Annotated in this window: 15 protein-coding genes; 10 read left to right on the forward strand and 5 right to left on the reverse strand. The window is 42.9% G+C overall.

Annotated features, from left to right (window positions below):
• On the forward strand, nt 1–475 hold a 475-nt coding region (locus E1160_RS10840; RefSeq protein ID WP_218048844.1), incomplete at its 5' end, for a hypothetical protein.
• Nucleotides 472–1,773, forward strand: a complete 1,302-nt coding sequence (locus E1160_RS10845) for a B12-binding domain-containing radical SAM protein (protein WP_155155181.1) — start codon at nt 472–474, stop codon at nt 1,771–1,773. The genes E1160_RS10840 and E1160_RS10845, both read left to right, overlap by 4 nt.
• Here the strand turns inward: E1160_RS10845 and uvrB are convergent.
• The gene (gene uvrB / locus E1160_RS10850) at nt 1,770–3,935 is read right to left on the reverse strand and encodes an excinuclease ABC subunit UvrB (RefSeq protein ID WP_155155182.1); all 2,166 of its coding nucleotides are present in this window, start codon (nt 3,933–3,935) and stop codon (nt 1,770–1,772) included. The genes E1160_RS10845 and uvrB overlap by 4 nt on opposite strands.
• A 345-nt stretch (nt 3,936–4,280) precedes the next feature.
• Here uvrB and E1160_RS17460 point away from each other — a divergent pair, with 345 nt between their 5' ends.
• The 3 genes from E1160_RS17460 (at nt 4,281) to E1160_RS10865 (ending at nt 10,754) form a co-directional block, all read left to right on the forward strand.
• Nucleotides 4,281–6,797: a methyl-accepting chemotaxis protein gene (locus tag E1160_RS17460; protein WP_218048845.1), complete on the forward strand. Its 2,517-nt coding sequence runs from the start codon at nt 4,281–4,283 to the stop codon at nt 6,795–6,797.
• A 348-nt stretch (nt 6,798–7,145) separates the two neighbouring features.
• On the forward strand, nt 7,146–8,354 hold the full coding sequence (locus tag E1160_RS10860; protein WP_155155184.1) for a pyridoxal phosphate-dependent aminotransferase: 1,209 nt from the start codon (nt 7,146–7,148) through the stop codon (nt 8,352–8,354).
• 186 nt (nt 8,355–8,540) lie between these two features.
• A complete protein-coding gene (locus E1160_RS10865; RefSeq protein ID WP_155155185.1) occupies nt 8,541–10,754 on the forward strand; it encodes a methyl-accepting chemotaxis protein in 2,214 nt (737 codons plus the stop codon).
• An 8-nt stretch (nt 10,755–10,762) separates the two neighbouring features.
• Here the strand turns inward: E1160_RS10865 and E1160_RS10870 are convergent, their stop codons facing one another.
• The gene (locus tag E1160_RS10870) at nt 10,763–11,425 is read right to left on the reverse strand and encodes a glutathione S-transferase family protein (RefSeq protein ID WP_218048846.1); all 663 of its coding nucleotides are present in this window, start codon (nt 11,423–11,425) and stop codon (nt 10,763–10,765) included.
• Between the two features lie 128 nt (nt 11,426–11,553).
• Between E1160_RS10870 and E1160_RS10875 the strand changes: the two genes are divergently transcribed.
• A complete protein-coding gene (locus tag E1160_RS10875) occupies nt 11,554–12,141 on the forward strand; it encodes a TetR/AcrR family transcriptional regulator (protein ID WP_155155187.1) in 588 nt (195 codons plus the stop codon).
• 30 nt (nt 12,142–12,171) lie between these two features.
• On the opposite strand, the gene carA is transcribed toward E1160_RS10875, so the two are convergent.
• Nucleotides 12,172–13,341, reverse strand: a complete 1,170-nt coding sequence (gene carA, locus E1160_RS10880; RefSeq protein WP_155155188.1) for a glutamine-hydrolyzing carbamoyl-phosphate synthase small subunit — start codon at nt 13,339–13,341, stop codon at nt 12,172–12,174.
• A 348-nt stretch (nt 13,342–13,689) separates the two neighbouring features.
• On the opposite strand from carA, the gene E1160_RS10885 reads away from it, so the two are divergent.
• The 4 genes from E1160_RS10885 to E1160_RS10900 all read left to right on the forward strand — a co-directional run bounded on the left by E1160_RS10885 (nt 13,690) and on the right by E1160_RS10900 (nt 20,048).
• Entirely contained in the window at nt 13,690–14,145 is a 456-nt protein-coding gene (locus E1160_RS10885; protein ID WP_328597148.1) for a GatB/YqeY domain-containing protein, read from the forward strand.
• A 95-nt stretch (nt 14,146–14,240) separates the two neighbouring features.
• The gene (dnaG, locus tag E1160_RS10890; RefSeq protein ID WP_155155190.1) at nt 14,241–16,100 is read left to right on the forward strand and encodes a DNA primase; all 1,860 of its coding nucleotides are present in this window, start codon (nt 14,241–14,243) and stop codon (nt 16,098–16,100) included.
• 116 nt (nt 16,101–16,216) lie between these two features.
• Entirely contained in the window at nt 16,217–18,223 is a 2,007-nt protein-coding gene (gene rpoD, locus E1160_RS10895; RefSeq protein WP_155155191.1) for an RNA polymerase sigma factor RpoD, read from the forward strand.
• Between the two features lie 169 nt (nt 18,224–18,392).
• On the forward strand, nt 18,393–20,048 hold the full coding sequence (locus E1160_RS10900; RefSeq protein ID WP_155155192.1) for a sensor histidine kinase: 1,656 nt from the start codon (nt 18,393–18,395) through the stop codon (nt 20,046–20,048).
• 57 nt (nt 20,049–20,105) lie between these two features.
• On the opposite strand, the gene E1160_RS10905 is transcribed toward E1160_RS10900, so the two are convergent.
• Both E1160_RS10905 and E1160_RS10910 read right to left on the reverse strand, forming a co-directional pair.
• Nucleotides 20,106–21,674, reverse strand: a complete 1,569-nt coding sequence (locus tag E1160_RS10905; RefSeq protein ID WP_218048847.1) for a BCCT family transporter — start codon at nt 21,672–21,674, stop codon at nt 20,106–20,108.
• A 288-nt stretch (nt 21,675–21,962) separates the two neighbouring features.
• Nucleotides 21,963–24,731 (reverse strand): [protein-PII] uridylyltransferase, encoded by a 2,769-nt coding sequence (locus E1160_RS10910; protein WP_155155193.1) that lies wholly within the window; start codon nt 24,729–24,731, stop codon nt 21,963–21,965.
• Between the last annotated feature and the right edge of the window lie 40 nt (nt 24,732–24,771).

Raw genomic sequence — 24,771 nt, forward strand, 5'->3', positions numbered from 1 at the left:
AGGCCCAAAAAACTGGAGTTTCTCAAACGTCCTTATCTTTGTGGGAATGGCGACGCCAATGGCTATTTTATATGCCATTCCAGTTGAACGTTTCATGGAGCTAAAAACGGCTCAAAGTATTAACTTTTGGTTCCTATTAATCGTTGCTATATGGCGCGTAGCTCTTTTATTTAACTTTTTGAAATCTTTAGCTGGTCTTAGTTATTCCAAAACGATTATAGTAAGCTGTTTATTACTCTCTTCAATTATGAGTATCTTAACAGCACTCAATCTTGAGCATGCTGTCTTCAATATTATGGCTGGGAATGCTGAAAAAACATCCAATGACTCAGCCTATGCTGTACTCATAACTTTAACCTTCCTTTCTCTAATTGCCCTTCCTCTCTCTCTAATATTCTATCTGAATTTATGTTATAAAACTTTCTCTACTAAGAGAAACACTGTGAGAAAAGTCGCAGATGGTGACGTTAGATGAAAATAGCCTTAGTTGCTATGAGTGGCCTTAGAGTACAGAATAGAAGATTACAAGATTTAGGCCTTACTCTACCTGGTTTCATTGAGCGAAAAAAAGTTATCGCCTCACTTCCAAGTCTGGGCTTGCTTACCTTGGCTGGTCTTACACCAAATGAATTTGAGGTTAAATATTTTGAAATCAGTGATTACAAAAACAAAGATATAAACTTACATAGTTTTGATATTATTGCCATTTCTAGTTTCACCGCACAAATTTATGAAGCCTATCAATTAGCCGATGAGTATAGAGCTCTAGGTAAAACCGTCGTAATTGGTGGCCTACATGCGACTGCCTGTCCAAATGAAGCTGCGCAACATGCTGATTCAATTTTCATTGGTGAGGCTGAAGTAACATGGGGAAAGTTTTTAACCGACTACAAAAATGGTAAAATCAAATCTTTTTATCGTGGAGACGAAAAAGATAACGTCCTCAAACAAGCTGTTATACCTAAATATGAATTACTAGATATAGAAAAATACAATAGAATAACGGTTCAAACACAGAGAGGCTGTCCCTTTAAATGCGAATTTTGTGCCTCCTCTATCCGATTAACACCATATTACCGTCAAAAACCCGTAGAGAGCATACTCAATGAAATTGACCATATAAAATCTATATGGGCTCAACCGTTTATTGAATTCGCTGATGACAATAGTTTTGTAAACAAATTACTTTCTAAACAACTTTTAAGAGGCTTAGCCCCCAAAAAAATAAAATGGTTCACAGAAACAGATATATCTGTAGCTGAAGATGATGAATTATTAGACCTATTAGTCGAAAGCGGTTGTCGGCAATTACTAATCGGCTTTGAAAGTCCTTCGTCAAAACAAGTCACAGGTATTGAGCTAAAATCCAATTGGAAATATAGGCAAGCAGATAAATATATAAACGCTATCGAAAAAATTCAACGCAAAGGTATTTCAGTAAATGGGTGCTTCGTCTTAGGTCTCGATACTCATAGAACTGATATCTTTGATGAAGTAGAGGAATTTGTGAATAATTCCGGCCTCTCAGATGTTCAAATAACTTTGCAAACCCCATTTCCGAACACGGAACTATACCATCGCTTGAACGCTGAAGATCGACTAATAAAACAAACTTTCTGGGATAAGTGCACCTTATTTGATGTCACTTATATTCCCAAAAATATGTCGATATCAGAATTAGAATCCGGTTTCGAAAAATTAATGAAAAACCTATATACGGATGATAAGGTCGCCAAGAGAAGACAATTGTTTTTGAAAAATTATCGTTCTTAACGCTTCCGGCCCTTCTTCCTAGGTTTACCTTTTGGCAATACCTTACTATCCACACCTTTTAAGGTGGCAGCGATGTCGGCGTTGATGGGGGCGGCGTCGGCGGGCATATCGAGGTCATAGGCCTCCAAGCGGCCTATTTCATCGCGCAGGCGCGCGGCGGTTTCAAATTCGAGATCAGCGGCTGCTTCTTTCATTTTGGTTTCTAATGTCTTGATATAAGTGCTGAGATTCACGCCGACCAAGTGACCCGCGCCTTCGCCTGTTTCCACGGTCATGTGATCTTTTTCATAGACACTATCCAGAATATCGCCAATCTTCTTGCGGACAGAGGCAGGGGTAATGCCATGTTCCGCATTATAGGCCTGTTGTTTTTCACGGCGGCGTTGGGTTTCGGTGATGGCATAATCCAGACTGTCAGTCATTTTATCGGCATAAAGCAACACCCGCCCATCCACATTACGGGCCGCACGACCAATAGTCTGTACAAGGGAGGTGCGGGATCGCAAGAAACCTTCTTTATCCGCATCTAAAATGGCCACAAGGCTACATTCCGGAATATCCAAACCTTCTCGTAACAAGTTAATGCCGACAAGGATATCAAAGGCCCCAAGACGTAAATCACGGATGATTTCAATCCGCTCAAGCGTGTCGATATCACTATGCAGGTAACGGACACGTAGGCCTGCTTCGGTCATATATTCGGTGAGGTCTTCCGCCATACGTTTGGTTAGGGTGGTGACCAAGACACGTCCGGCCTTTGCCACCACTTGGCGGCATTCATCCAATAAGTCATCCACCTGTGTATCGGTAGGACGAATGATACAAACCGGATCAATCAATCCTGTTGGGCGAATAATCTGTTCGGCAAAGACACCGCCTGTGCGCTCCATCTCCCAATTGCCCGGTGTGGCGGACACATAAATGGATTGCGGACGCATGGCATCCCATTCTTCAAATTTTAACGGGCGATTATCCAAACAGGATGGCAGGCGGAAACCATGTTCTGCCAATGTGGATTTACGGGCAAAGTCACCACGATACATACCGCCAATCTGTGGCACGGTCACATGGCTTTCATCCACGATCAATAGGGCATTGTCTGGCAGATATTCAAACAAGGTTGGGGGTGCTTCGCCCGGATTACGTCCGGTGAGGAGGCGGGAATAGTTTTCAATCCCCGCACAAACGCCTGTGGCCTCAATCATTTCCAGATCAAAGGTGGTGCGTTGTTCAATCCGTTGGGCTTCAAGCAGTTTGCCCGTCTCATTGAAATGGGCCACAGTTTCTTTCAATTCCTGCTTAATCTTTTTGCAAGCCTGAATCATGGTGGGTTTTGGCGTCACATAGTGACTATTCGCATAGACACGAATACGTTCCAGCGCCCCGGCCCGTTCCCCTGTTAACGGGTCAAATTCATGGATCATATCCACTTCATCGCCAAAGAAGGAAACACGCCATGCGCGGTCTTCTTGGTGGACCGGATAGATTTCAAGCGTATCGCCACGCACACGGAAAGTACCACGGACGAAATTATTATCATTTCGTTTATATTGCAGTTCCACCAGATCGCGCATCAATTGACGTTGGTCCAGCTCTTGGCCCGCTTCCACATCAATGACCATCTGGGAATAGGTTTCCACCGATCCGATACCATAGATACAAGATACGGAGGCCACGATAATCACATCATCGCGTTCCAGTAACGCACGGGTCGCCGCATGGCGCATCCGGTCAATCTGTTCATTGATGGAGCTGTCTTTTTCAATATAGGTATCAGTCCGCGGCACATAAGCTTCTGGTTGGTAATAGTCATAGAAGGATACGAAATATTCCACCGCGTTATTGGGAAAGAACTCTTTCATCTCCCCATACAGCTGCGCGGCGAGCGTTTTGTTATGGGCCAAGATCAAGGTTGGACGTTGGGTCTTTTGGATCACTTGGGCCATGGTAAAGGTTTTACCTGATCCCGTTACCCCTAATAGAACTTGGTTACGTTCCCCACCCTCAACGCCTTCGACCAATTCAGCGATGGCTTTTGGTTGATCCCCTGCCGGGTCATATTCCGACTGCAGATCAAAGGCGATCCCTCCTTCGGATAAAGGGCGGTTCTGCTTCGTCGGCAGGAAAGTATCAATATTCATGGCAAGTGTATCAGGATCCATAACCACATACTCTATTCATTACGCAAATTAGTCAGACATTCTTTTGTGAAGCTATAATATAGGGATAAATCCCATAAAGGAAAATGCTTTCGGTGGTGTCTTTTAGCTGTCTACTGACATCATTTGGCAGCTAATGATTGACAGGATTTTAAAAATGTGATCACATTCTTGCGATGTTATAAAATATTTATTTAATAGTTTGCTTTTACTAAATGACTATTTAATAATGCATCCAATAATAAAGAACGCTGCGGGAAGTGTCAGATAATGAGCGTTCAAAAACAAAGTATATGTAGGAAAACTTTATTTGGGAGCAGCAACCTTCAAAAGAGGTTGCGTATATCAATGACTGATACAACTGAGAATACGGATAACCAGCAGAATTTCCTGAAAACCATTCAGTTCAAGCTGATGGCTGCCATGGCCTTGATCGCCCTGATGACAGTGGCGGCAAGTCTGGCAGGACTTTTATCCTTTAACCGCATCGAACAAGGCCTGTTAAGTGTGACCCGCGAAGGTGTCCCCACTATGAATGTGGCACAAAGCCTTGCACAACAAAGTTCTGCGTTGGCCTCTAGCGGCCCTGCCTTAAACGCATCGCGGGATCAAAATGAACGCCAAGCCGCTTATAACTATCTGATCACACAGGAAGAAGCCTTATTCAGTCTATTAGATCAATTAGCTGAACTTAACGCTGATAGCGATCGTGTGGATGAGTTACGCAATCTGGTCGAAGCCATCGCCCAAAATATGGAAACCCAAAATGCGGCTGTTGAAAAACGCCTCACTTTAGAAGCAAAATCAGCTGAACTTCGTGCGACTTTCACCAACACAATCAATCAGCTCACCACGGACCTGCAACCTGCTATTACCGAGGCCAACCAGTTTATCTTTGGCACCAGTCAACTGATCACGGCCCAAGTGCCGAGTAATGTGGGGAAACTGGTGGATCAGGATGTGAATGCCATGGCAACCGACGCTGCCTTGATGAAAGACGCCCTTATGGTGTTGATCAATCTGCGCGACAACCGCAATGGCAATTTCAGTGAAGCCATTCAAACACGTCTCGATAAATTCGTTGATGATTTTGAAACGCAGGAAATCCGTCTGGAAAAACGCGCCCCACGCGCCCAAATCCTGTTAGGGCAGGTCTATAATTTAACCGATAAGCCAAACTTGCTTGATGCGTCCGGCTATAATCAAATGATTGAACAGGTCGACAGTACCTATGAAGGCTTGTTGCAAAAAGGGGTTGAAATTGCCAGTGATCGTGGACGTGAAATCCAAGGGTTTCTTTCTGAAAACATGGATTTACTTACCTATGACGGTGCCGGGGAATTAAGTAACCTCCTTAAAACCGAAGCCATGTTAAAGCTTCTGGAACAATCTGTTGCTCAACTCTCTGAAGCACAAGATGCCGCAACCATTGAAAGTCTAGCAGCCGCTATCGCCCAACAGATCGAAGATAGCGGTGATCAGGCGAATGAACTTGAAAGCGATGAAAGTATCGAACTGATCGAAGCAACATTGGAAAAACTACGTGCATTGGCGACAGGTGAAGAAGGTGTTGCAGGCATCCGTGCTGCAGAACTTATCGCCACACAAGAAGCCGCAGGTATTCTGTTTCAAAACAAAGATCTATCTGATGACATTATTCAATCCGTTCGGGACTTTGTGGAGTCGTCATTGGCAGATACAACGGTCCTATCCACCGATGCGGAAGAAGTTCTTTCAACCGGTCGTCTGGTACAGATCATTGTTGCTGTTATTGGGATTCTGGTCTGGATCGCAGTTGCCTGGTTCTATGTCGGACGCCAGATTAGCAAGCGTCTGACTGAAATCGCAGGTATCACCGAAATCATTGCGGGTGGTGATTTGGATGTACGCCTCCCTCGTAAAGGTCAAGATGAAATCACCCGTATCGCAAACGCGGTTCGTATCTTCCGTGACAATGGTAAGGAAATGAAACGCCTTCGCGCTGAACAGGTAGAAGCTGAAAAGCGTACTGAAGAAGAAAAACGCCAAGCAATGCTAAAACTTGCAGATGATTTTGAAAATAGCGTCAAATCCATCGTGGATCAGGTAGGCACAGCAGCGTCTGCCATGCGCAGTTCCGCTCAATCCATGTCAGATCTTGCCAATAATACCAGCTCACAAGCAACAACCGTGGCGGCAGCGGCAGAAGAAACCACCGCAAATGTGGAAACCGTTGCCTATACGACCCGTGAACTGGTTTCGGCTAGCCAAACCATCCATGACCGTATGAGCCATTCGGCAGATGTGGTAAACAAAGCCGCAGATGAAGCAGATCGCACCAGCCATTTGGTGGAAGATTTATCTAATGCGGCAAATAAAATTGGCGAGGTTGTGAACCTTATCCAAGATATCGCTGAACAAACCAACCTTCTTGCCTTAAACGCAACCATTGAGGCTGCACGCGCCGGGGAAGCGGGTAAAGGCTTTGCAGTTGTGGCGAATGAAGTAAAATCACTTGCTTCCCAAACAGGAAAAGCGACCGAAGAAATTTCCAATCATATTACGGGCATTCAAAGCGTCACTGAAAGTGCAGTTGGCGCCATTGGCGGCATCGCAGAAACCGTTGCAGAAGTCGGTAGTTTAACAACTGAAATCACTGCCTCTGTTGAACAACAAAATGCTGCCACTCAAGAGATCGGTCATAATGTGCAACAGGCAAGCGAAGGCACCAAAGAAGTCACAACGACAATGACGTCAGTTACTCAAGCAGCCAGTGAAACTGGCGGCTTTGCCGATGACTTGCTCAACACAGCCGAAGAATTAGCCACTCAGGCACAAGCTCTTGGCACACAAGTTGATCATTTCCTAGAAACGATCAGACGTTAAAAAGTTTCCTACCCACTCCCCCCGTCAGACATATGTTTGATGGGGGTTATTCTTTGCAGTGGTAACCCAATCAAAGCAATATTTCTCCATTCATTATATGGGGTTCGGCTTATTCTTGCTATTAGTGCTCTTGAGTTAGTTTTTGTCGATCCAATGACTATGATAAACTAAATCAAGTGCCAAGAATTGTGCCCATACAATTAGATGTGAATTGAGCGTTGAAAGCTTAGATAAGTAGGAGTAAGGTTCCCGAGTTTTGTACGGGCATGCTGTACAAAAATATGTCCTGAATTGATGTAATGGACCTTGGTTCAGGGCATTTCGAGCCTATTCAGAGAAGGAAAAATCATGTCGATCTTGGCAGACCGTTTGTCGAAAATCAAACCATCCCCAACTGTTGCTGTAACAGCAAAAGCAAATGAATTAAAAGCAGCCGGCCGCGATGTAATTGGCCTTGGCGCGGGGGAGCCTGACTTTGACACGCCAGCGAATATTGTAAAAGCTGGTCAAAAAGCAATGGAAGAAGGCAAAACACGTTATGTGGCACCTGCTGGGATTCCAGAATTGCGTCAGGCAATTTGTGATAAATTAAAACGTGACAACGATCTGACTTATACACCGGACATGATCGCAGTTGGTTGCGGCGGCAAGCAAACTATTTACAACGCAATGACAGCAACTTTGGACGAAGGAGATGAAGTAATCATTCCAGCGCCATATTGGGTGAGCTATCCTGATATCACTGCGTTATTTGGTGGCGTGCCTGTCTTCGTAAATTGCCCGCAGGAAAACAATTTCAAATTAACACCTGATCAATTGCGTGCGGCGATCACACCAAAAACAAAATGGTTGATCTTGAACAGCCCATCCAATCCGACAGGTGCTGGTTATACTGAAACAGATCTAAAAGCTTTAGCTGATGTTTTGATGGAAGACGAAAACAAGCATGTTTGGGTGATGACCGACGACATGTATGAATATCTTGTTTATGACGACTTCAAATTCAAAACCATTGCACAAGTGGAACCGGGCTTGTTTGATCGGACATTAACTTTGAACGGTTTAAGTAAGGCTTATTGCATGACAGGCTGGCGTCTTGGTTATGCAGCAGGTCCAAAAGATTTGATCAAAGCAATGAATATGTTGCAATCCCAGTCTGCAACCTCTGCAACTACATTTGTTCAGTGGGCGGGCGTTGAAGCCCTCACAGGTCCACAAGATTTCATTGCAGAAAACAACAAAGCTTTCGTAGAGCGTCGTGATCTTGTGGTTGGCTTAATCAACGACATTGACGGCCTAGAATGTTTAACACCAGAAGGCGCATTTTATGTTTACCCATCTTGCGCAGGTGTGATCGGGAAAACAACACCAGATGGCAAGAAAATCGAAAGTGACGAAGATTTCGTAACTTACTTGTTGGAAGCAGAAGGTGTTGCGGCTGTGCATGGCGCAGCTTTTGGTTTGTCTCCACATTTCCGTATTTCCTATGCAACATCCAATGCATTGTTGGAAGAAGCATGCGCGCGCATTAAACGTGCAGTGGAAGCATTAAGCTAAACTTGAAAGTTTCGCAAAATACAAAAAGGCGTCGAATATTCTCGACGCCTTTTCTTTTTTTAACTTAAAAATTTAACATTCTTAATAAGATAGCAATAGTTTCCTACCTGATTTGGAATTTTTAAACTTTTCCTGTATCCTCACATTTAATGTCTAATAAATTAATAATCTAAACAGGGAAATGGGATGGAAGCTCATAAAGTTGTGAATGCATCCAAGGTCAAATTCGACCTTCGCTTCACCATTACAAAGAAAATCTCACTTGGCCTCGCGCTTCTTGGCTTTTTAAGTATTTTAGTCGGTGGTTTTGGCCTTTACTTCATATCTTCAATCGAAAATAAATTAAATGATATCTCTGATATTGCGGCACCTACGCTTGAAACAGCAGATGATTTGGTTGCGAATATTTGGGATGCAACACGCATCGTCGAAGAAATTTTATCTGAAGAGGATATCAATCAACTTGATACGACAATTACTACTTTTGAAACACGAAAAACTGATTTTATTCAATCATTCTCTAACCTTAACGATCTAGTCACAGACGGTGATCTACTTTCAACTTTGATCGATGTGGGTACAGCCCATGATCAATTCATTGCAAATAGCCAAAGTGTTTTTGCACAACATCGTGAAGAACTGGAATTACGTGCTTCCTCTGCCAACATGCTGAACACATTTGATAAAGGCGCGACTGACCTCATTAAAACACTAGAAGACTTTGCCATAAAAAATGAAGAAAAAATGGCAGAGATTAAATCACGTAGTGAAACTATGGCGCTTTTTGGCACCGCTACAGCCTTTGATATCAACGGATTAGTCGCACAATTATTTGAACAGGATTATCCTGTTGTTGCTGCTGCCTTTAAAATGCAAACACTGATTACTTCCATGAAGGAAGCAACCGGTGCTTATTTGAATGCGACCCAATTAGATCAGTTAGAGGCACTAAAAGCTGAGTTTGATAAATTTAATAAGGATGCAGATCCATACTTCCTAACCATGCTCACTCTTAGTGAGGAAAAGGAAGAAAAAGAAGTTGTAAAGAAAATCAACGACGCTTTTGACCAATGGGCAGGGCAAGCAACACAAGCCAATCAGCTGTTTGAAACACATCGAAAAGCAATTGAATCCACACAAGCCACGAGTGCAGCAAAAACAGCACTTGAAGGTGACGCAAATGCGCTGGCAGAGAAACTAGCATTTGTCTCCAACAAAGCGAATGAGGCAAGCCAACTCGCAGATGAATCTGCAGCGACGGTTGTTACCCAAGCTCAAACCCTTATTGTGATTTTACTGATTGCTGTGATGGTTGTCGGATTAGGGCTGATTGTCATTTTGTTATTCACGGTTATTCGCCCGATCAATCAGATGACAGATTCTATGTCTCAATTGGCCGACGGCAATTTAGAAACAGATATCCCGGCCCTTGGTAAAAGGGACGAAATTGGGGATATGGCAAATGCTGTGCAAATCTTTAAAGAAAATGCACAAGCTGTGAAAAGACTTGAAGAAGAACAAGTGCAAGCCGCCCAAGTCGCTGAAGAAGAAAAACGTAAATCCATGAATGCATTAGCTGACGGATTTGAAGCAACTATTCGAGGCGTTGTCGATAATGTGTCTTCTTCTGCAAGCAGCTTACAAGACACGTCACAAGCCATGGCAACACTTGCCAGTGAAACACAAGGCCAAGCAAGTGAAGTGGCACAAGCATCTGAAATGGCAACGTCAAATGTACAAACGGTTGCCGCAAGCGCAGAAGAGTTAAGCGCCTCCATTAATGAAATCACTCAACAAGTGACCAACTCCACACAAATTGCTAACCAAGCGGTAAATGAAGCTGAACAAACAAATAGCATCATTGAAAAACTTGTATCATCCACGCAAGAGATCGGTGAAGTTGTGAATCTTATTAACGAGATCGCAGAACAAACAAACCTATTAGCACTGAATGCAACTATTGAAGCCGCCCGTGCAGGTGATATGGGCAAGGGATTTGCGGTTGTAGCCAATGAAGTCAAAAGCTTGGCAACACAAACCGCGACAGCGACCGAACAGATCAGCAAGCAGATTGCATCCGTTCAAGGGGACACGCAATCCGCAGCGGGTGCGATTTCCTCTATTCAGGATATTATCAATAATATGAATAATATCTCCACAACTATTGCCGCCGCCATGGAGGAACAGGCAGCGGCAACACAAGAGATTTCAAGGTCTGTACAAGATGCAGAACAAGGGACATCCCTTGTAAACCAAAGTATTTCTTCCGTTCAGAATGCGGCAGAAGATACAGGTAGTTCTGCTACTCAGGTTCTGTCTTCTGCAGATGAACTCGCTCAACAATCTGATGTTTTACGTCAAGAAGTTGATAAATTCGTTTCTCAAGTCAGAAGTGCTTAACACATTATTTAAGCAGCTTTTTTTAACAAAGCTTCCGGAATTGTTTTCCGGAAGCTTTCTCTTTTTTGAAAAGCTTCATACATGGTTCGAAGATTTTCAAAAGGTTCCAATATTTTCGAACCCGTGGGTAAAACCGACAAGTAATCAACGATCACGACAATCACGCAATCAGCTAGTCCGGGTTCTTCACTGGTTAAATATAGATTACCATGAGTATACGCTTGCTCAAATGGCATCAAAACATCCTGAATTTTGCTAATATTGTCCGTAGCAAATTTTTTTGGATCAATATCTTCCGGCAAAGTTTTTCGAAGTAAGGGAACAACATATTCCCGGATAATCGGCTCATAAGCATAATGAGACGCGGCACTCATCCATGCGCGATGAAGGGCAAATTCCTTTGCCGTCCCAATCATTAAATTGCGCCCTACGAAACTCTCATCAACATATTCTAGAATGGCACAAGTTTCAAAAATCACATGATCCCCGTGAAGCATAACTGGTACTTTTCCAAATGGATGTAGTTTTAAATGCTTCTCACTTTTCAGATCGCTGAATTCTGTCATACCATTCATGGAAATCTCATAAGGCACACCTTTTTCTTCCAAGGCAATTCGAACCGAACGTAAATAGCTACTATAGTCAGGGCCAATCAAGGTTACAGCATTCATTTTTCTCTCCATCAAAATTAACTATGATCACTTGATAGATAGAAATCTGTCACTAATTAATATATGTTCAAGAACATATTATATTTTCTTTATCGTCGCAGTCGTGAAATCTATGCAGGAGCCGTTCTATGCCTTTATCCGCCACGCACAAAGCAGAAACCCGAAAGAAAATTGTCACTGCGGCAAGGGAACTTTTTAACCGATATGGGTTCAGCTCAATAAGTATAGACGAAATTATGGCGCGCGCGGGCCTGACCAGAGGTGGCTTTTATGCCCATTTCAAAAACAAAGCCTCCCTTTATGCAGAGGCTATTACATCCATTCGCCAAAGACATGAAGAAACAGGATTGATGGAAAGATGTATGCTTGATCCTGAAGTCACTCGAGAAGCCATTGCTGGGTTTTACCTTAGTCCTAATCATAGAGACAATAGAGAAGAAGGCTGCCCTCTTCCCGCTCTCGTTTCAGATGTATCGCGTGAAAATGACACTGTGAAAGCCGCTTATACAGACGTCTTTCAAAACTTATCCGCTGCCCTCGCAGGGAAATATGACGGCAGTAAAGTTGAATTTGATAAATTAGACGATAAAGCCATCGCCGATGCGGTGCTTTGTGTCGGCGGACAAATTATTTCCCGCGCGATCAATGATAAAGAAACATCTGATCGGATTTTGAAGGCCTGTTACGCTGAATTATTAACCCGTAACGCAAAATAAAAGGCGATCCAAAGATCGCCTTTTAAATTCTTATTTTGCAGCTTCCATAAAATCTACAAAACGTTTGAATAGATAGTGACTATCCTGTGGACCCGGAGAGGCTTCCGGATGATATTGTACAGAAAAGACTGGCTTATCTTTCAAACGGATACCCGCCAATGTACCATCGAATAAGGAATAATGAGTTCCTTCAACACCATCAGGTAAACTATCTTTATCCACCACAAAGCCATGATTTTGACTGGTGATTTCTACTTTATCAGTGGTCAAATCTTTGATCGGATGGTTTGCACCACGATGACCTAAATGCATTTTTTGTGTCTTTGCACCAACGGCTAAAGACAGCATTTGATGTCCAAGACAAATACCAAATACAGGTTTCCCAGAGGCAATCACATCCTTAATCATTGGCACCGCATATTCACCTGTTGCCTCTGGATCACCAGGACCATTGGATAGGAAAACACCGTCTGGATCATGGCTAAGAATTTCTTCTGCTGTTGCCGTTGCCGGAAGAACTTTCACTTCACAGCCTTGCGCCACCAAGTTACGTAGAATGTTACGTTTGATGCCAAAATCAATTGCCACAACTTTAAACTTTGGATTTTCCAGCTGACCATAACCGGATCCAATTTTCCAAAGGCTTTCTTCCCAGTCATACGCTTGCGTGCAGGAAACCTCTTTCGCCAAATCCATGCCTTCAAGCCCCGGCCATTCTTGTGCGGTTTTCAATAATGCTGGTAAATCAAACTGACCATCTGCTTTATGGCAAATCACGCCATTTGGTGCCCCATTTTCACGAATATAGCGGGTCAAACTGCGTGTATCCACGCCTGCAATACCTGGTAGGTCATGTTTCTTTAACCAGTCATCGAAATGTTGGCTATTTCGGAAATTGGAAGGCTCTGTGATGTCCATTCGAAGGATACAACCAAGGGATGATGGTGTTACTGTTTCGATATCTTCATCATTGGTGCCAACATTCCCGATATGTGGGAAAGTAAATGTAATGATCTGTCCTGCATAAGAAGGATCAGTCATAATTTCCTGATAACCTGTTAAAGAAGTGTTGAAGCAAACTTCGCCTACTTTCGTAGTTTCAGCGCCTAAGCCTTTACCCCAGAAAACGGAGCCGTCAGAAAGCACGACCACCGCGGTTGCTCCTGCGGGTGGTGTCATATTTTCCAAATTTTTGGTCATGGAAGTCATCCCTTGCTATAAGCCATGAGCAACAAGCACCCTGTCATCAACAGGCAGAAATGGGAAGTCATTTTCTTCTTTTTTCTGGTAAGCGCATTTTGCATCATCCAAATTGGCGCAGTTTTAAGGTAAACAGGGCTTTGGGTCAAGCAAGCAAACGTAAATTCCTTCATAAAAAGATCGAATCTTCGCCATGAAAAAAACAAAAAATTAAAACATATATTTATCAACAACTTAACAACTGTGATCGCAGTTGCCACCAAGTTTATTTTGAGCTAATGTCCCCGTTCGCCATTTTCAGGGGATGAGGGCGAATATAAATTTTTGAAGAAAATTGGGAGTATTCCAATCATGCGTGAACAACTCAATCAAGCGCTTAAAGACAAAATGCGCGAGAAAGACAGCAACGCGGTTTCTACCTTGCGCCTTATTCTGGCTGCATTAAAAGACCGTGATATCGCAGCACGCTCCAAAGGGGAAATGGATGGAATCGGTGATTCCGATATCCTTCAAATGTTACAAACCATGGTAAAACAACGCCGTGATAGCATTCAAATGTATGAACAGGGCGGTCGTGCTGAATTGGCTGCAAAAGAACAAGCTGAAATTGATGTGATTGAAACCTTTCTTCCAAAACAAATGAATGAGGACGAAATGAAAGAAGCTATCTCCACGTTGATTGAAGAGCTTGGCGCCTCGAGCCTAAAAGATATGGGCAATGTTATGGGTGCTATGCGTGAACGTTTTGCAGGGCAAATGGACTTTGGCAAAGCATCTGGTTTGGTAAAAACATTACTGGCATAAACTGGAACAGCTGTCTTCTTTCTTGAGGATTTCCTCTATAAAAGTTACAAAAGCTATTCAATCTATTGAATAGCTTTTTCTTCATTTGGATCATTATGGCCTTACCACCAAATTTTTTAGACAATATACGGGATCGTATCTCCGTTTCTGACGTGGTCGGACGGAAAGTAAAACTTACCCGTAAAGGTCATGAGTTTGTGGGCCTTAGCCCGTTTAAAAATGAAAAGACACCTTCCTTTACCGTCAATGATCAAAAAGGGTTCTACCATTGCTTTGCTACCGGCGAACATGGAGATATCTTCACCTTTTTAATGAAAACAGAAGGCCTTCAATTTATGGAGGCCGTAGAACAACTGGCCAGCCAAGCTGGTATAGAAGTACCTAAAGCAACCCCGGAACAACAAGCAAAAGAAAAGCGTAAAGCAAGCCTTTATGATGCTACCGAGACTGCCTGTCGTTATTATCAACGTATGTTACGTAGTAGCGAAGGACGCGCTGCCCTCGCCTATCTAAAAGAACGTGGTTTATCAGATCAGACCATTGCCCGTTTCCGCTTAGGCTATGCCCCTTCAAATGGTGAAGGATTACGTAGTGCTGCTATTGGCGATGAAGTCGAAATGGAACAGTTGCTAGGGGCAGGCCTATTCAGAAAATCCACACGTGGTGGTGATCCTTATGCTTTTTTTCGAGATCGGATCATCTTTCCGATCGCGGATCGCCGCAATCGGGTCATTGCTTTTGGTGGTCGCTTTATGGGGGATGCAAAAGCCGCAGGCGTTGGCAAATATATTAACTCTCCTGATACCCCTCTCTTTGATAAAGGGCGTACTCTTTATAATCATGCAGAAGCGCGTCAGGCTTGTCATGATGGACAGACCTTAATCGTTGCTGAAGGCTATATGGATGTGATTGCCCTAGCCCAAGCAGGATTTGAAGCAGGTGTAGCGCCTTTAGGAACCGCTGTCACTCCTGAACAAATTCAAGAATTATGGAAGATGCATAACCTTCCTCATATGTCTTTAGATGGCGATGAAGCGGGACAAAAAGCCGCGGGACGTGCAGCAGATCGTGCGATGCCAATCTTGCAACCGGGCAAAAGTTTATCTTTCGTCTTCATGCCAGAAGGGGAAGACCCTGATAGCCTAATTCTTTCCAGTGGCCCTAAAGCCTTTCAAGAAACCATCGATAGCGCCATGCCATTAGATGCGTTTTTGTGGAATCGGGAATATGCGCTTGCCCCGACCCAAACACCGGAACAAAAAGCAGATTTAGAACGTCGCGTTTTTGAATTAGCAGACCAGATTCCCGATGAAACGGTTAAAAAACATTATCGCTCCGCTTTCTCCCAACGAATGTGGGAGGCATTTCGCGGACAAAAACAGAAAAAATCTGCATCAAGTCGATTCAAAGATAATCGAGGGACTATCCATGGTAATGCACCACATGCACGCACCCCATTAGGACGTCGTTTACGGCAGGAAGCCAATGAACTTAGCCGACGACAACAACAAATTGTCTTGGCAACCATGATCAACCATCCGACCCTTTTTGATCTTTACGAAGAAACATTAGATCGTTTTCAATTCGACCAAGACCTTGACAAACTGCGCGCAGGGCTCCAAAAGATCAATTCTTTTGTTGAGGTTCTTGACGCTAAAACAGTTAAAGCCCACCTAATAGAAGACGGCATGCAAGCGCTGCTGGATCTTGTCCTAACCGATCAGGTATACAGTTTGGCCCGACAGGCCCGAACTGACGCAGAGGAACAAGACGCGCGCCTCCTGTTAGATCATATGTTAAAGATCAGACAACAGGATGAAATTGTCGGCGAATTAGGGCGGCGAAATCGAGCGGGACTTAATGAACCCTCGACAGAAGAAGAAACACGAATTTTTGCTATGAGAAACGATCTGGATCACGGAGAGTATTTGATTGGTGAAGATGGCGAAGATTAATAGATTTGGGTTTGATGGTAAGAGACTGCAGCTTTTGCCATCTTTTTGTGCTTGCTGTTTTTGGTACGGTCTGCACAAGCCCTTTTTGAAAGCTAGACGTTAAAGGAAGGACCAGAATGTCCACCAAAAAACAAGCTACGGATCAGAAGAAAACCGAGGAAAAAGGCGATTCTCCAGTATTGGAAGACGCTAACAAAGCAGTAAAAAAACTGCTCGCAAAAGGTAAAGAAGAAGGCTTCATCACCATTGATGAGTTAAACGCCGCTTTACCACAAGATAAGGTCAGTACTGACCAAATCGAAGATGTTATGACCCTTTTGTCGGAAATGGGTATTAACGTAGTCGATAGTGAAGAAGCTGAAGCTGAAGCCAAAGAAGAAACAGAATCTGACGGCGAAGAAAGCGAAGGCAAAGCAGGCAATCTAAGCGATGATGATGTGGGCCGTACAGATGATCCTGTACGTATGTACCTTCGTGAAATGGGTACAGTAGAGCTTCTGTCCCGTGAAGGTGAGATTGCGATTGCAAGACGTATCGAAGCCGGTCGTGAAAAAATGATCGGCGCTTTATGTGAAAGCCCGCTCACCATGCGTGCGATTTCACAATGGCATGATGAATTGGTAGAAGGTCATATTCTTCTTCGTGATGTGATTGATTTAGATGCTACTATGGCTGGCGATCCAAACGAAGAAATGGATGAAAATGGTGAAATCGAAGAAGGCGTTGCTGAAGGCGATGATCCGACAACACCTGCTGTGAAAGAAGACAAAGAGTCTGATGAAACAGAAGGTGGCGAAGGAGAAAATGGCGAAAGCAACACCATGGGCGAAGACCCCGATTCCGTTGACAATGAGAATAATATGTCTCTGGCCGCAATGGAAGAGGTGTTGAAACCGGAAGTGGTTGAAACCTTTGAAAAGATTTCCGCAACCTATTCCAAATTGCAACGCGTTCAAGAAAAACGTCTTGCCTCAGAACAAGCGGGTGAAGAAGTATCCCGCTCTTCTGACCGTACCTATGACAAACACCGTAAAGAACTCATCGAATTGATGAAATCCGTTCGTTTGAACAACGTACGTATCGAAGAATTGGTTGAACAACTTTATGGCATTGCCAAAGACTTGACCCAGTTTGAAGGCAAGCTTTTACGTCTTGCGACTCGTTGTAAGATTAAACGTGAAGACTTCTTGAAAACATATTTTGGTCGCGAATTAGACCCTAGTTGGATGGAAGATATCGCAGATAAATCCAATGCTTGGGCGAAATTTGCTGCAAACCATGGTAAAGACGTAGAAAAATATCGTGAGAAAATTGGTGAACTAGTAGCAGAAACTGGCATCCCATTACCAGAATTCCGCCGCATCAACCAATTGGTTCAGCAAGGTGAGCGTGAAGCAAGCCGTGCGAAAAAAGAAATGGTGGAAGCAAATCTTCGTTTGGTAATTTCCATCGCCAAGAAATATACCAACCGTGGCTTACAATTCCTTGATCTGATTCAGGAAGGTAATATCGGCTTGATGAAAGCGGTTGATAAATTTGAATATCGCCGTGGTTATAAATTCTCTACCTACGCGACTTGGTGGATTCGTCAGGCGATCACCCGTTCTATCGCGGATCAGGCTCGTACAATTCGCATCCCGGTTCATATGATTGAAACCATTAACAAATTAGTGCGTACAAGCCGCCAGATGTTACATGAAATTGGTCGAGAACCAACCCCAGAAGAATTGGCAGAGAAGCTTCATATGCCACTTGAAAAAGTGCGTAAGGTTCTGAAAATTGCGAAAGAGCCTATCTCTCTTGAAACACCAATCGGTGATGAAGAAGATAGCCATCTAGGTGATTTCATCGAAGATAAGAATGCGATGCTGCCATCTGATAGCGCGATTCATTCAAACCTTCGTGAAACAACCACATTGGTATTGGCGTCTCTTACTGCACGTGAAGAACGTGTACTTCGTATGCGTTTTGGTATCGGTATGAATACCGACCACACTTTGGAAGAAGTTGGTCAACAATTTTCCGTAACCCGTGAACGTATTCGTCAGATTGAAGCAAAAGCATTACGTAAGCTGAAACATCCTAGTCGATCCAGAAAGCTAAGAAGCTTCTTGGATTACTAGTTATAACTTAGTTTCAATTTAAAGGCAGCCAATTGGCTGCCTTTTTTTTGTTGAATCCATGTAATAATTAGATAATACTAATATTATACATGATTGGATTTATACAAAGTCATGAAAGATAAGCCCTACTGATTTGGCCCCGAGTTTCGATTACCAAAATGGGTAAAAATTGCTTGATCAACTAAAAAAATTTACTTTTCTTAAAAGGAAATTGTCACTTCCAGTGACAGCTATTTTCCTAATCCTATCTGTCGTTGCTCTATGGGTAACGCTTAACTTCCAAAGAAATAATACCTATTATGAACAATTAAAAAATCACGTAGGAATTGATCAATCTTTAATGAATAAGGATATTTCAGCACGTATTTCTGCATTAGATAGAATGGTCAAACGTTGGGAAATACGAGGAGGCATTCCAGAAGAAGAGTTCATAGCTGATGCGGATTCATTCCTAAAAGACTATCCAGGTTTCCAAGCGATAAAATGGATAGATCAAGACTATATCATACGATGGGTTACACCAGTTGACAGCAATGTATTTAAGCAAAATCAAGACTTAGCTCTCAATGAAGGAAGAAGATTTGCTCTTGAAAAAGCCCGATTAAAGAAAACACCCACAGTTTCTGCACCCATAGACCTCATGGAAAATAGAAAAGGGTTCCAAATATATTTTCCTCTTTTTGTGGAAAGCCGTTTTGACGGGTTCATCGTTGGTGCGTTAGGATTTGATGATTGGATCAATCATGTCACACATTTAAATAACCATGACAATTTAGAAAAGGAACTACATTTAAAACATTCCTTTGATTATATTCATTTAGAAATTTTCTTCGATGGAGAATTGATTTATTCAACCCCCAATCAAAAAAGCAACGATCCGAACCTATGGCAACAAGAGAAAATAATAAATCTTGATGGTCATAGAATAGTTCTCCAGGTTACTCCCACTGAAAAATTCTTCAATGGAGCCGAAAGCTATATCCCAGAAATTTCCGCGTTCGCTGCGTTTATACTAGCTCTCTTCCTTTTTTATTCTGTCCTGTTATTGAATAAATCACAGAAAATTGCACAAAATGCTAAGGCCACAAATATGGCAAAGTTATCTTTCCTTTCTTGCATTAGTCATGAAACCAAAACTCCTCTAAACAAGATAGTAAACACTATAGAATTATTGCAAAAAGAACCGTCAAACAAAGAGCAAGCAGAACATTTGGATATTATTTTACAATCCGCCCAAAAGTTAGACTCTACGTTAAATGACGTTTTAGATTTGAGCAGAATTGAAGCAGGAGAATTTAAATTAAAAGAAGAAGGTTTTGAGCTAATTGCCTTGTTAGAAACTATTCTAGAGCCATATAAAACACTAGCAAAAGACAAACATCTTTCACTTGATGTATATTATAATTTCGATACCCAATTATACCTCGTTGGTGACCCAAAAAGATTGAGACAAATTCTACGCTGCTTGGTCAGTAATGCGATAAAATATACGGATTCTGGATATGTGGGTCTAATCGTTGAGTTGCTACATTCGGATAAAAATGCCTCATCTCCTTCACAACGAATCAAGTTTAGCGTTTCGGATTCCGGAATAGGTATTTCTCCTGAGAAATTAAAGACAATATTCACCCCATTCAACGACGATCAAAATGCCACTCAAAATGCCAATCTTGGCCTATCGATGATTCATCAACTGGTTCATATAATGGGGGGCGATATTAAGGTAGATAGTAAGGAAGGCATTGGCAGTAATTTTCATTTAGTTTTTGAATTTAAACTGGCTTCAAAAATTTCTGATTTACCTGATCTCCACTCCCAAACATAAAAAAGCCCTCTGATTTCTCAGAGGGCTATAAAGGTTAAAAGCCGAGATTTTCAATTTTTACTTTTTAGATCCGTATTTATATTCATGACGCAAGCCCATGAATAAGCATACACACATCACAAGCAGGATAACGGTGAATGGCAAGCCAACGGTAATCGCTGCAGCTTGCAACGCAGTAAGCGCATCTGCACCACCACCAAATAGCAAGACAGCTGCAACTACGCTTACCATCATCACCCAGAAGACACGTTGAATAGCAGGAGAATCGACTTTACCTCCCGCTGTGATCGCATCAATTACCAACGAACCAGAGTCAGAAGAGGTAATAAAGAAGACCAAGACTAACAACACCGCCAACGCTGATGTTAGTTCGGCCATCGGTAAATTTTCCAACATTTGGAACATCGCTAGCTCAACTTTACCTAGACCTCCAGCAAGTTGACCAACGCCATTTTGCACTTGATCCAAGGCAGATCCGCCAAAGATAGACATCCAAACCAATGTCACCAATGTCGGGATCAACAATACCGCGATTACAAATTCACGTACGGTACGGCCTTTGGAGATGCGGGCAATAAACATGCCTACGAATGGTGACCAGGAAATCCACCATGCCCAATAGAATACTGTCCAGCCTTGCATCCAAGCTTCATCTTCGCGACCCATCCAGTTACTCATAGGCACAACATTCATAATGTAAGCCAAGAGAGTATCACCTAATGTCATAAAGATAATCGCTGTCGGACCTGCGAATAGAACGAAGACTGCCAATAGGCCGGCGAGTCCCATATTCACATTACTTAAGATCTTCACACCTTTATCAAGACCCCGAAGCACAGAGAATAACGCGATCGCTGTCACGACTACGATAATGGCGATTTGGGATGTAATGCTATTTTCAATCCCGAATAGGAATTCCAGTCCACCTGCAGCTTGGCTTGCACCAAAACCAAGGGATGTTGCCAAACCAAATAAAGTCGCCAACACGGCAATCACATCAACCACATGGCCGAAAATGCCCCAAGAATGATTCCCGATGAGTGGATAGAAAGCAGAACGGATTGTTAGTGGCAAACCTTTGTTAAAGGTAAAGAATGCCAATGTTAAGCCAACAACTGCGTAAATTGCCCATGGGTGCAATCCCCAATGGAACATGGTTGCAGACATTGCCATAGTTGCAGCTTCGGCTGTATTAGCTTCCACGCCTAACGGTGTTTTATACCACCCTGTATAGTAAGCGACAGGTTCAGCCACAGACCAGAACATCAAGCCAATGCCCATGCCAGCAGCAAACAACATTGCAAACCAACTAATTTTACTAAATTCTGGTGTTGCAGATGCACCGCCAAGACGGATTTTGCCGAAAGGCAACACGATTAAAACAAGGCTGAATATCACAAAGATATTGCCACCGATCATAAACAACCAATCAAACTGGCCAATAGACCACCATTTGGCGCCGTCAAAAACCCCTTTTGACGCTTCAGGTGCTAAAAGAACACCTACGATAAACATTAAGGCAACGACACTGGCAATCCAGAAAACCGGGTGATGAAAGTCCATACCCCACTTTTCGAGATTGTCTTGACCAACCTCATAGTCAGTCTCATACAAATTTTTACTCATTATTTAAACTCCCAAACAGGCCCGTGAGCGATTTGTGACACACACAGACACACCGCTTTTAACCATGCGAACTGATATTATTTTTATAATGTGTTTCTTAGCTGAAACATGGAGGGGTCCTGCTCCTCCCACAGCTGCATAATCTTTGCTGTGTATAGAGGAACGCCAGAACAAAATTGTTCACAAGCGTCATTTTCTTCCTTAGAAGAGTAGAAAACCTCTCTCACATTTGGAAGGGGTTTATTTATTTTCCGCCTATACATATAAGGCATAAATCTATTTTAAGCATTAGCTTGCCAGTTGTTTAGATGCGTCATTTTTTCGATCCGGTTCTAACACATCCAATAGTGTTTCCCGAATTTGATCCAGCTTACCTTTATGCTCAATCTTCATCCCAAAAACATCTTTCACATAAAATACGTCAACAACCTCTTCTCCAAATGTGGAAATTTTTGATTTTCGAATTTGCAATCCAAGGCGCGTAATTGCAGATGTCAGATCAAACAGAATACCAGCGCGATCTCGTCCATTCACTTCTATGATGGTGAACGTTTCAGATCCTTTATTATCAATCAGCACCCGCGGCGGCACCGTGAAAATATCCCGACGATCTTTGAGGGCATTCTTCGCGCGACGACCTAATTCTTCCAACGGACGTAACTCACCAGACAAGACCCTACGAATGGTTTCCTCCAATCGAACAATTTTTCGCGGCTCAGAAAATGCCTGACCATCCAGATCTTGTACCCAGAAGTTATCTAATGCCATGCCATGTGTGAAAGTATGAATGCGTGCATTAAGGATTGTAGCTCCAGACACAGCCATTGCCCCGGCAAGACGAGAGAACAATCCCGGATGATCCCCTGCAAAGACAGTCACAATGGTCACTGCATTCTCTTCATCAACACTCACTCGGAAAGTAAGAGGACTTTCATGATCTTCCGCTTCTTTAACGATTTCCGCCTGTCGCGCTAATTCATCTGTCCTATAAGATAGATAATAACTATCCACGCCGTAATTCAGATATTCCTTACGATATTCTTCTGGCCAATGATTTAGTTTTTCTGCCAATGCTGCCTTTGCACCTTCAATACGCTTATCACGTCCTTCGGTTTCTAAACCACCAGATAAGATATCTTCCGTTCGATTATAGAGGTCGCGTAATAGGGTGGCCTTCCAATTATTCCAGACATTGGGGCCAACCGCACGGATATCAACCACCGTTAAGCATAGTAACAAACGTAGTCGTTCAAGGGATTGTACTTTTGAGGCAAAATCTTCGATGGTTTTTGGGTCATCCAAGTCACGTTTAAAGGCTGTATTGGACATCAATAAATGTTCACGCACCAACCAGATAACAGTTTGAGTTTGTTCTTCATTCAACCCTAAACGTGGGCAAACCTCTTTAGCAACTTCCGCCCCCAAGACAGAATGATCCCCCCCACGACCTTTCGCAATATCATGTAGCAAGACTGCTACATACAGCGCATCCTTACTAATCACTTTATCAAAGATTTTCGACGCAACAGGATGATCATCAACCAGCTCACCTTGTTCAATCATATTCATGATGCCAATCGCACGTATGGTATGCTCATCCGTTGTGTAAACGTGATACATATCATATTGCATTTGCGCGACAACACGCCCAAAATCTGGTAAAAAACGCCCTAACACCCCACATTCATTCATCATGCGTAAAGTTACTTCCGGATTTTCTTTAGCCGTTAAAATTTCAAGAAAGATACGGTTGGCCTCAGGATCGTTCTGGAGGTCTTTATTAATGACTTTTAAACGCCTTGTGATACTGCGAATGGTACGAGGATGAATATCGTAATCTGTTTGTTGAAACACTCGAAAGATACGTAACATATCAATCGGGTTCTCTTCCAATACTTTACCAGATGCCACAGCCAATCGGCCTGTGTCGATTTTAAACCCCTCGACTTCTTTCTTAAACATATTTAATGGCACACCTAAAACCCGACGTTTTTGGGCACTGGCTTCAAAGGCCGACAGGAAGATACGTGTTAAATCCCCAACCTCTTTCGCCACCAGAAAATAATGCTTCATAAAGCGCTCAACACCACTCGCCCCAGCATGGTTTTTATACCCCATTCGAAGCGCCAATTCCGGCTGCACATCAAAGGTAAGTCTATCTTCAGATCGTTTGGTTAGATAATGAAGATGACAGCGCAAAGTCCAAAGATATTGTTGCGCCTTTTTAAATCGATCGACTTCTTTCTGAGTGAGCTTCTTCTGTAAAACCAATTCAGAAATATCTTTAACTTTATAAAGGCTTTTTGTGATCCAATAGAGCGCATGAAGATCGCGCAGACCACCTTTACCTTCCTTTATATTTGGTTCCAACACATAACGAGTGTCACCCATCTTTTTATGGCGCTCGTCTCTTTCATCCAATTTTGCTGCCATGAATTTCTTTTCATTGCCATTCATGACTTGTTTGTCAAAAGCACGCGCCATTTTAGTATAGAGCTTTTTTTCGCCCCAAATATAACGGCTTTCCAACATGGAGGTACAAATGGTCCAATCCGCTTTGGCCTGCTTCACACATTCATCGATAGATCGAGTAGATTGCCCTACTTTAAGTCCCATGTCCCAAAGCATATAAAGCATCTCTTCGACAATCTGCTCGACACGTGGGGAGATTTTGTAATCATGTAAAAAAAGCAAATCCACATCGGATTGCGGGGACATTTCGCCCCGACCATATCCCCCGACAGCCACGATACAAACTGTCTCAGACATGGTTGGACTGGAAGAAGGATATAAATATTTAGTGGTCACATCGTAAAGGATCCGAATCACCTGATCCATAACGAAGGCATTGCCCATAACAGCCTTGGCACCATCTTGGTCTACAATAAAGCGGCGCTCAACCTCCGCATAGCCCTTCTTCAAAGCTTCTTTATAAAGACCAAGCCATTGTTGTCGTCTTTTTTGCGGAGTTAAATCTTTATCATCCCATAGCGCTTCCAGCGCCAGCTGCAATTCCTGACGATTGATAATCTTGCGGCGATTTTTCAGGCTTTCCATTGGTCCAAACTTTCAGGCGAAAAGATAATTTGCCTGAATT

The sequence above is a fragment of the Curvivirga aplysinae genome, assembly GCF_009711445.1.
In the GTDB taxonomy this organism is placed as follows: Bacteria; Pseudomonadota; Alphaproteobacteria; order UBA8366; family Aestuariispiraceae; genus Curvivirga; species Curvivirga aplysinae.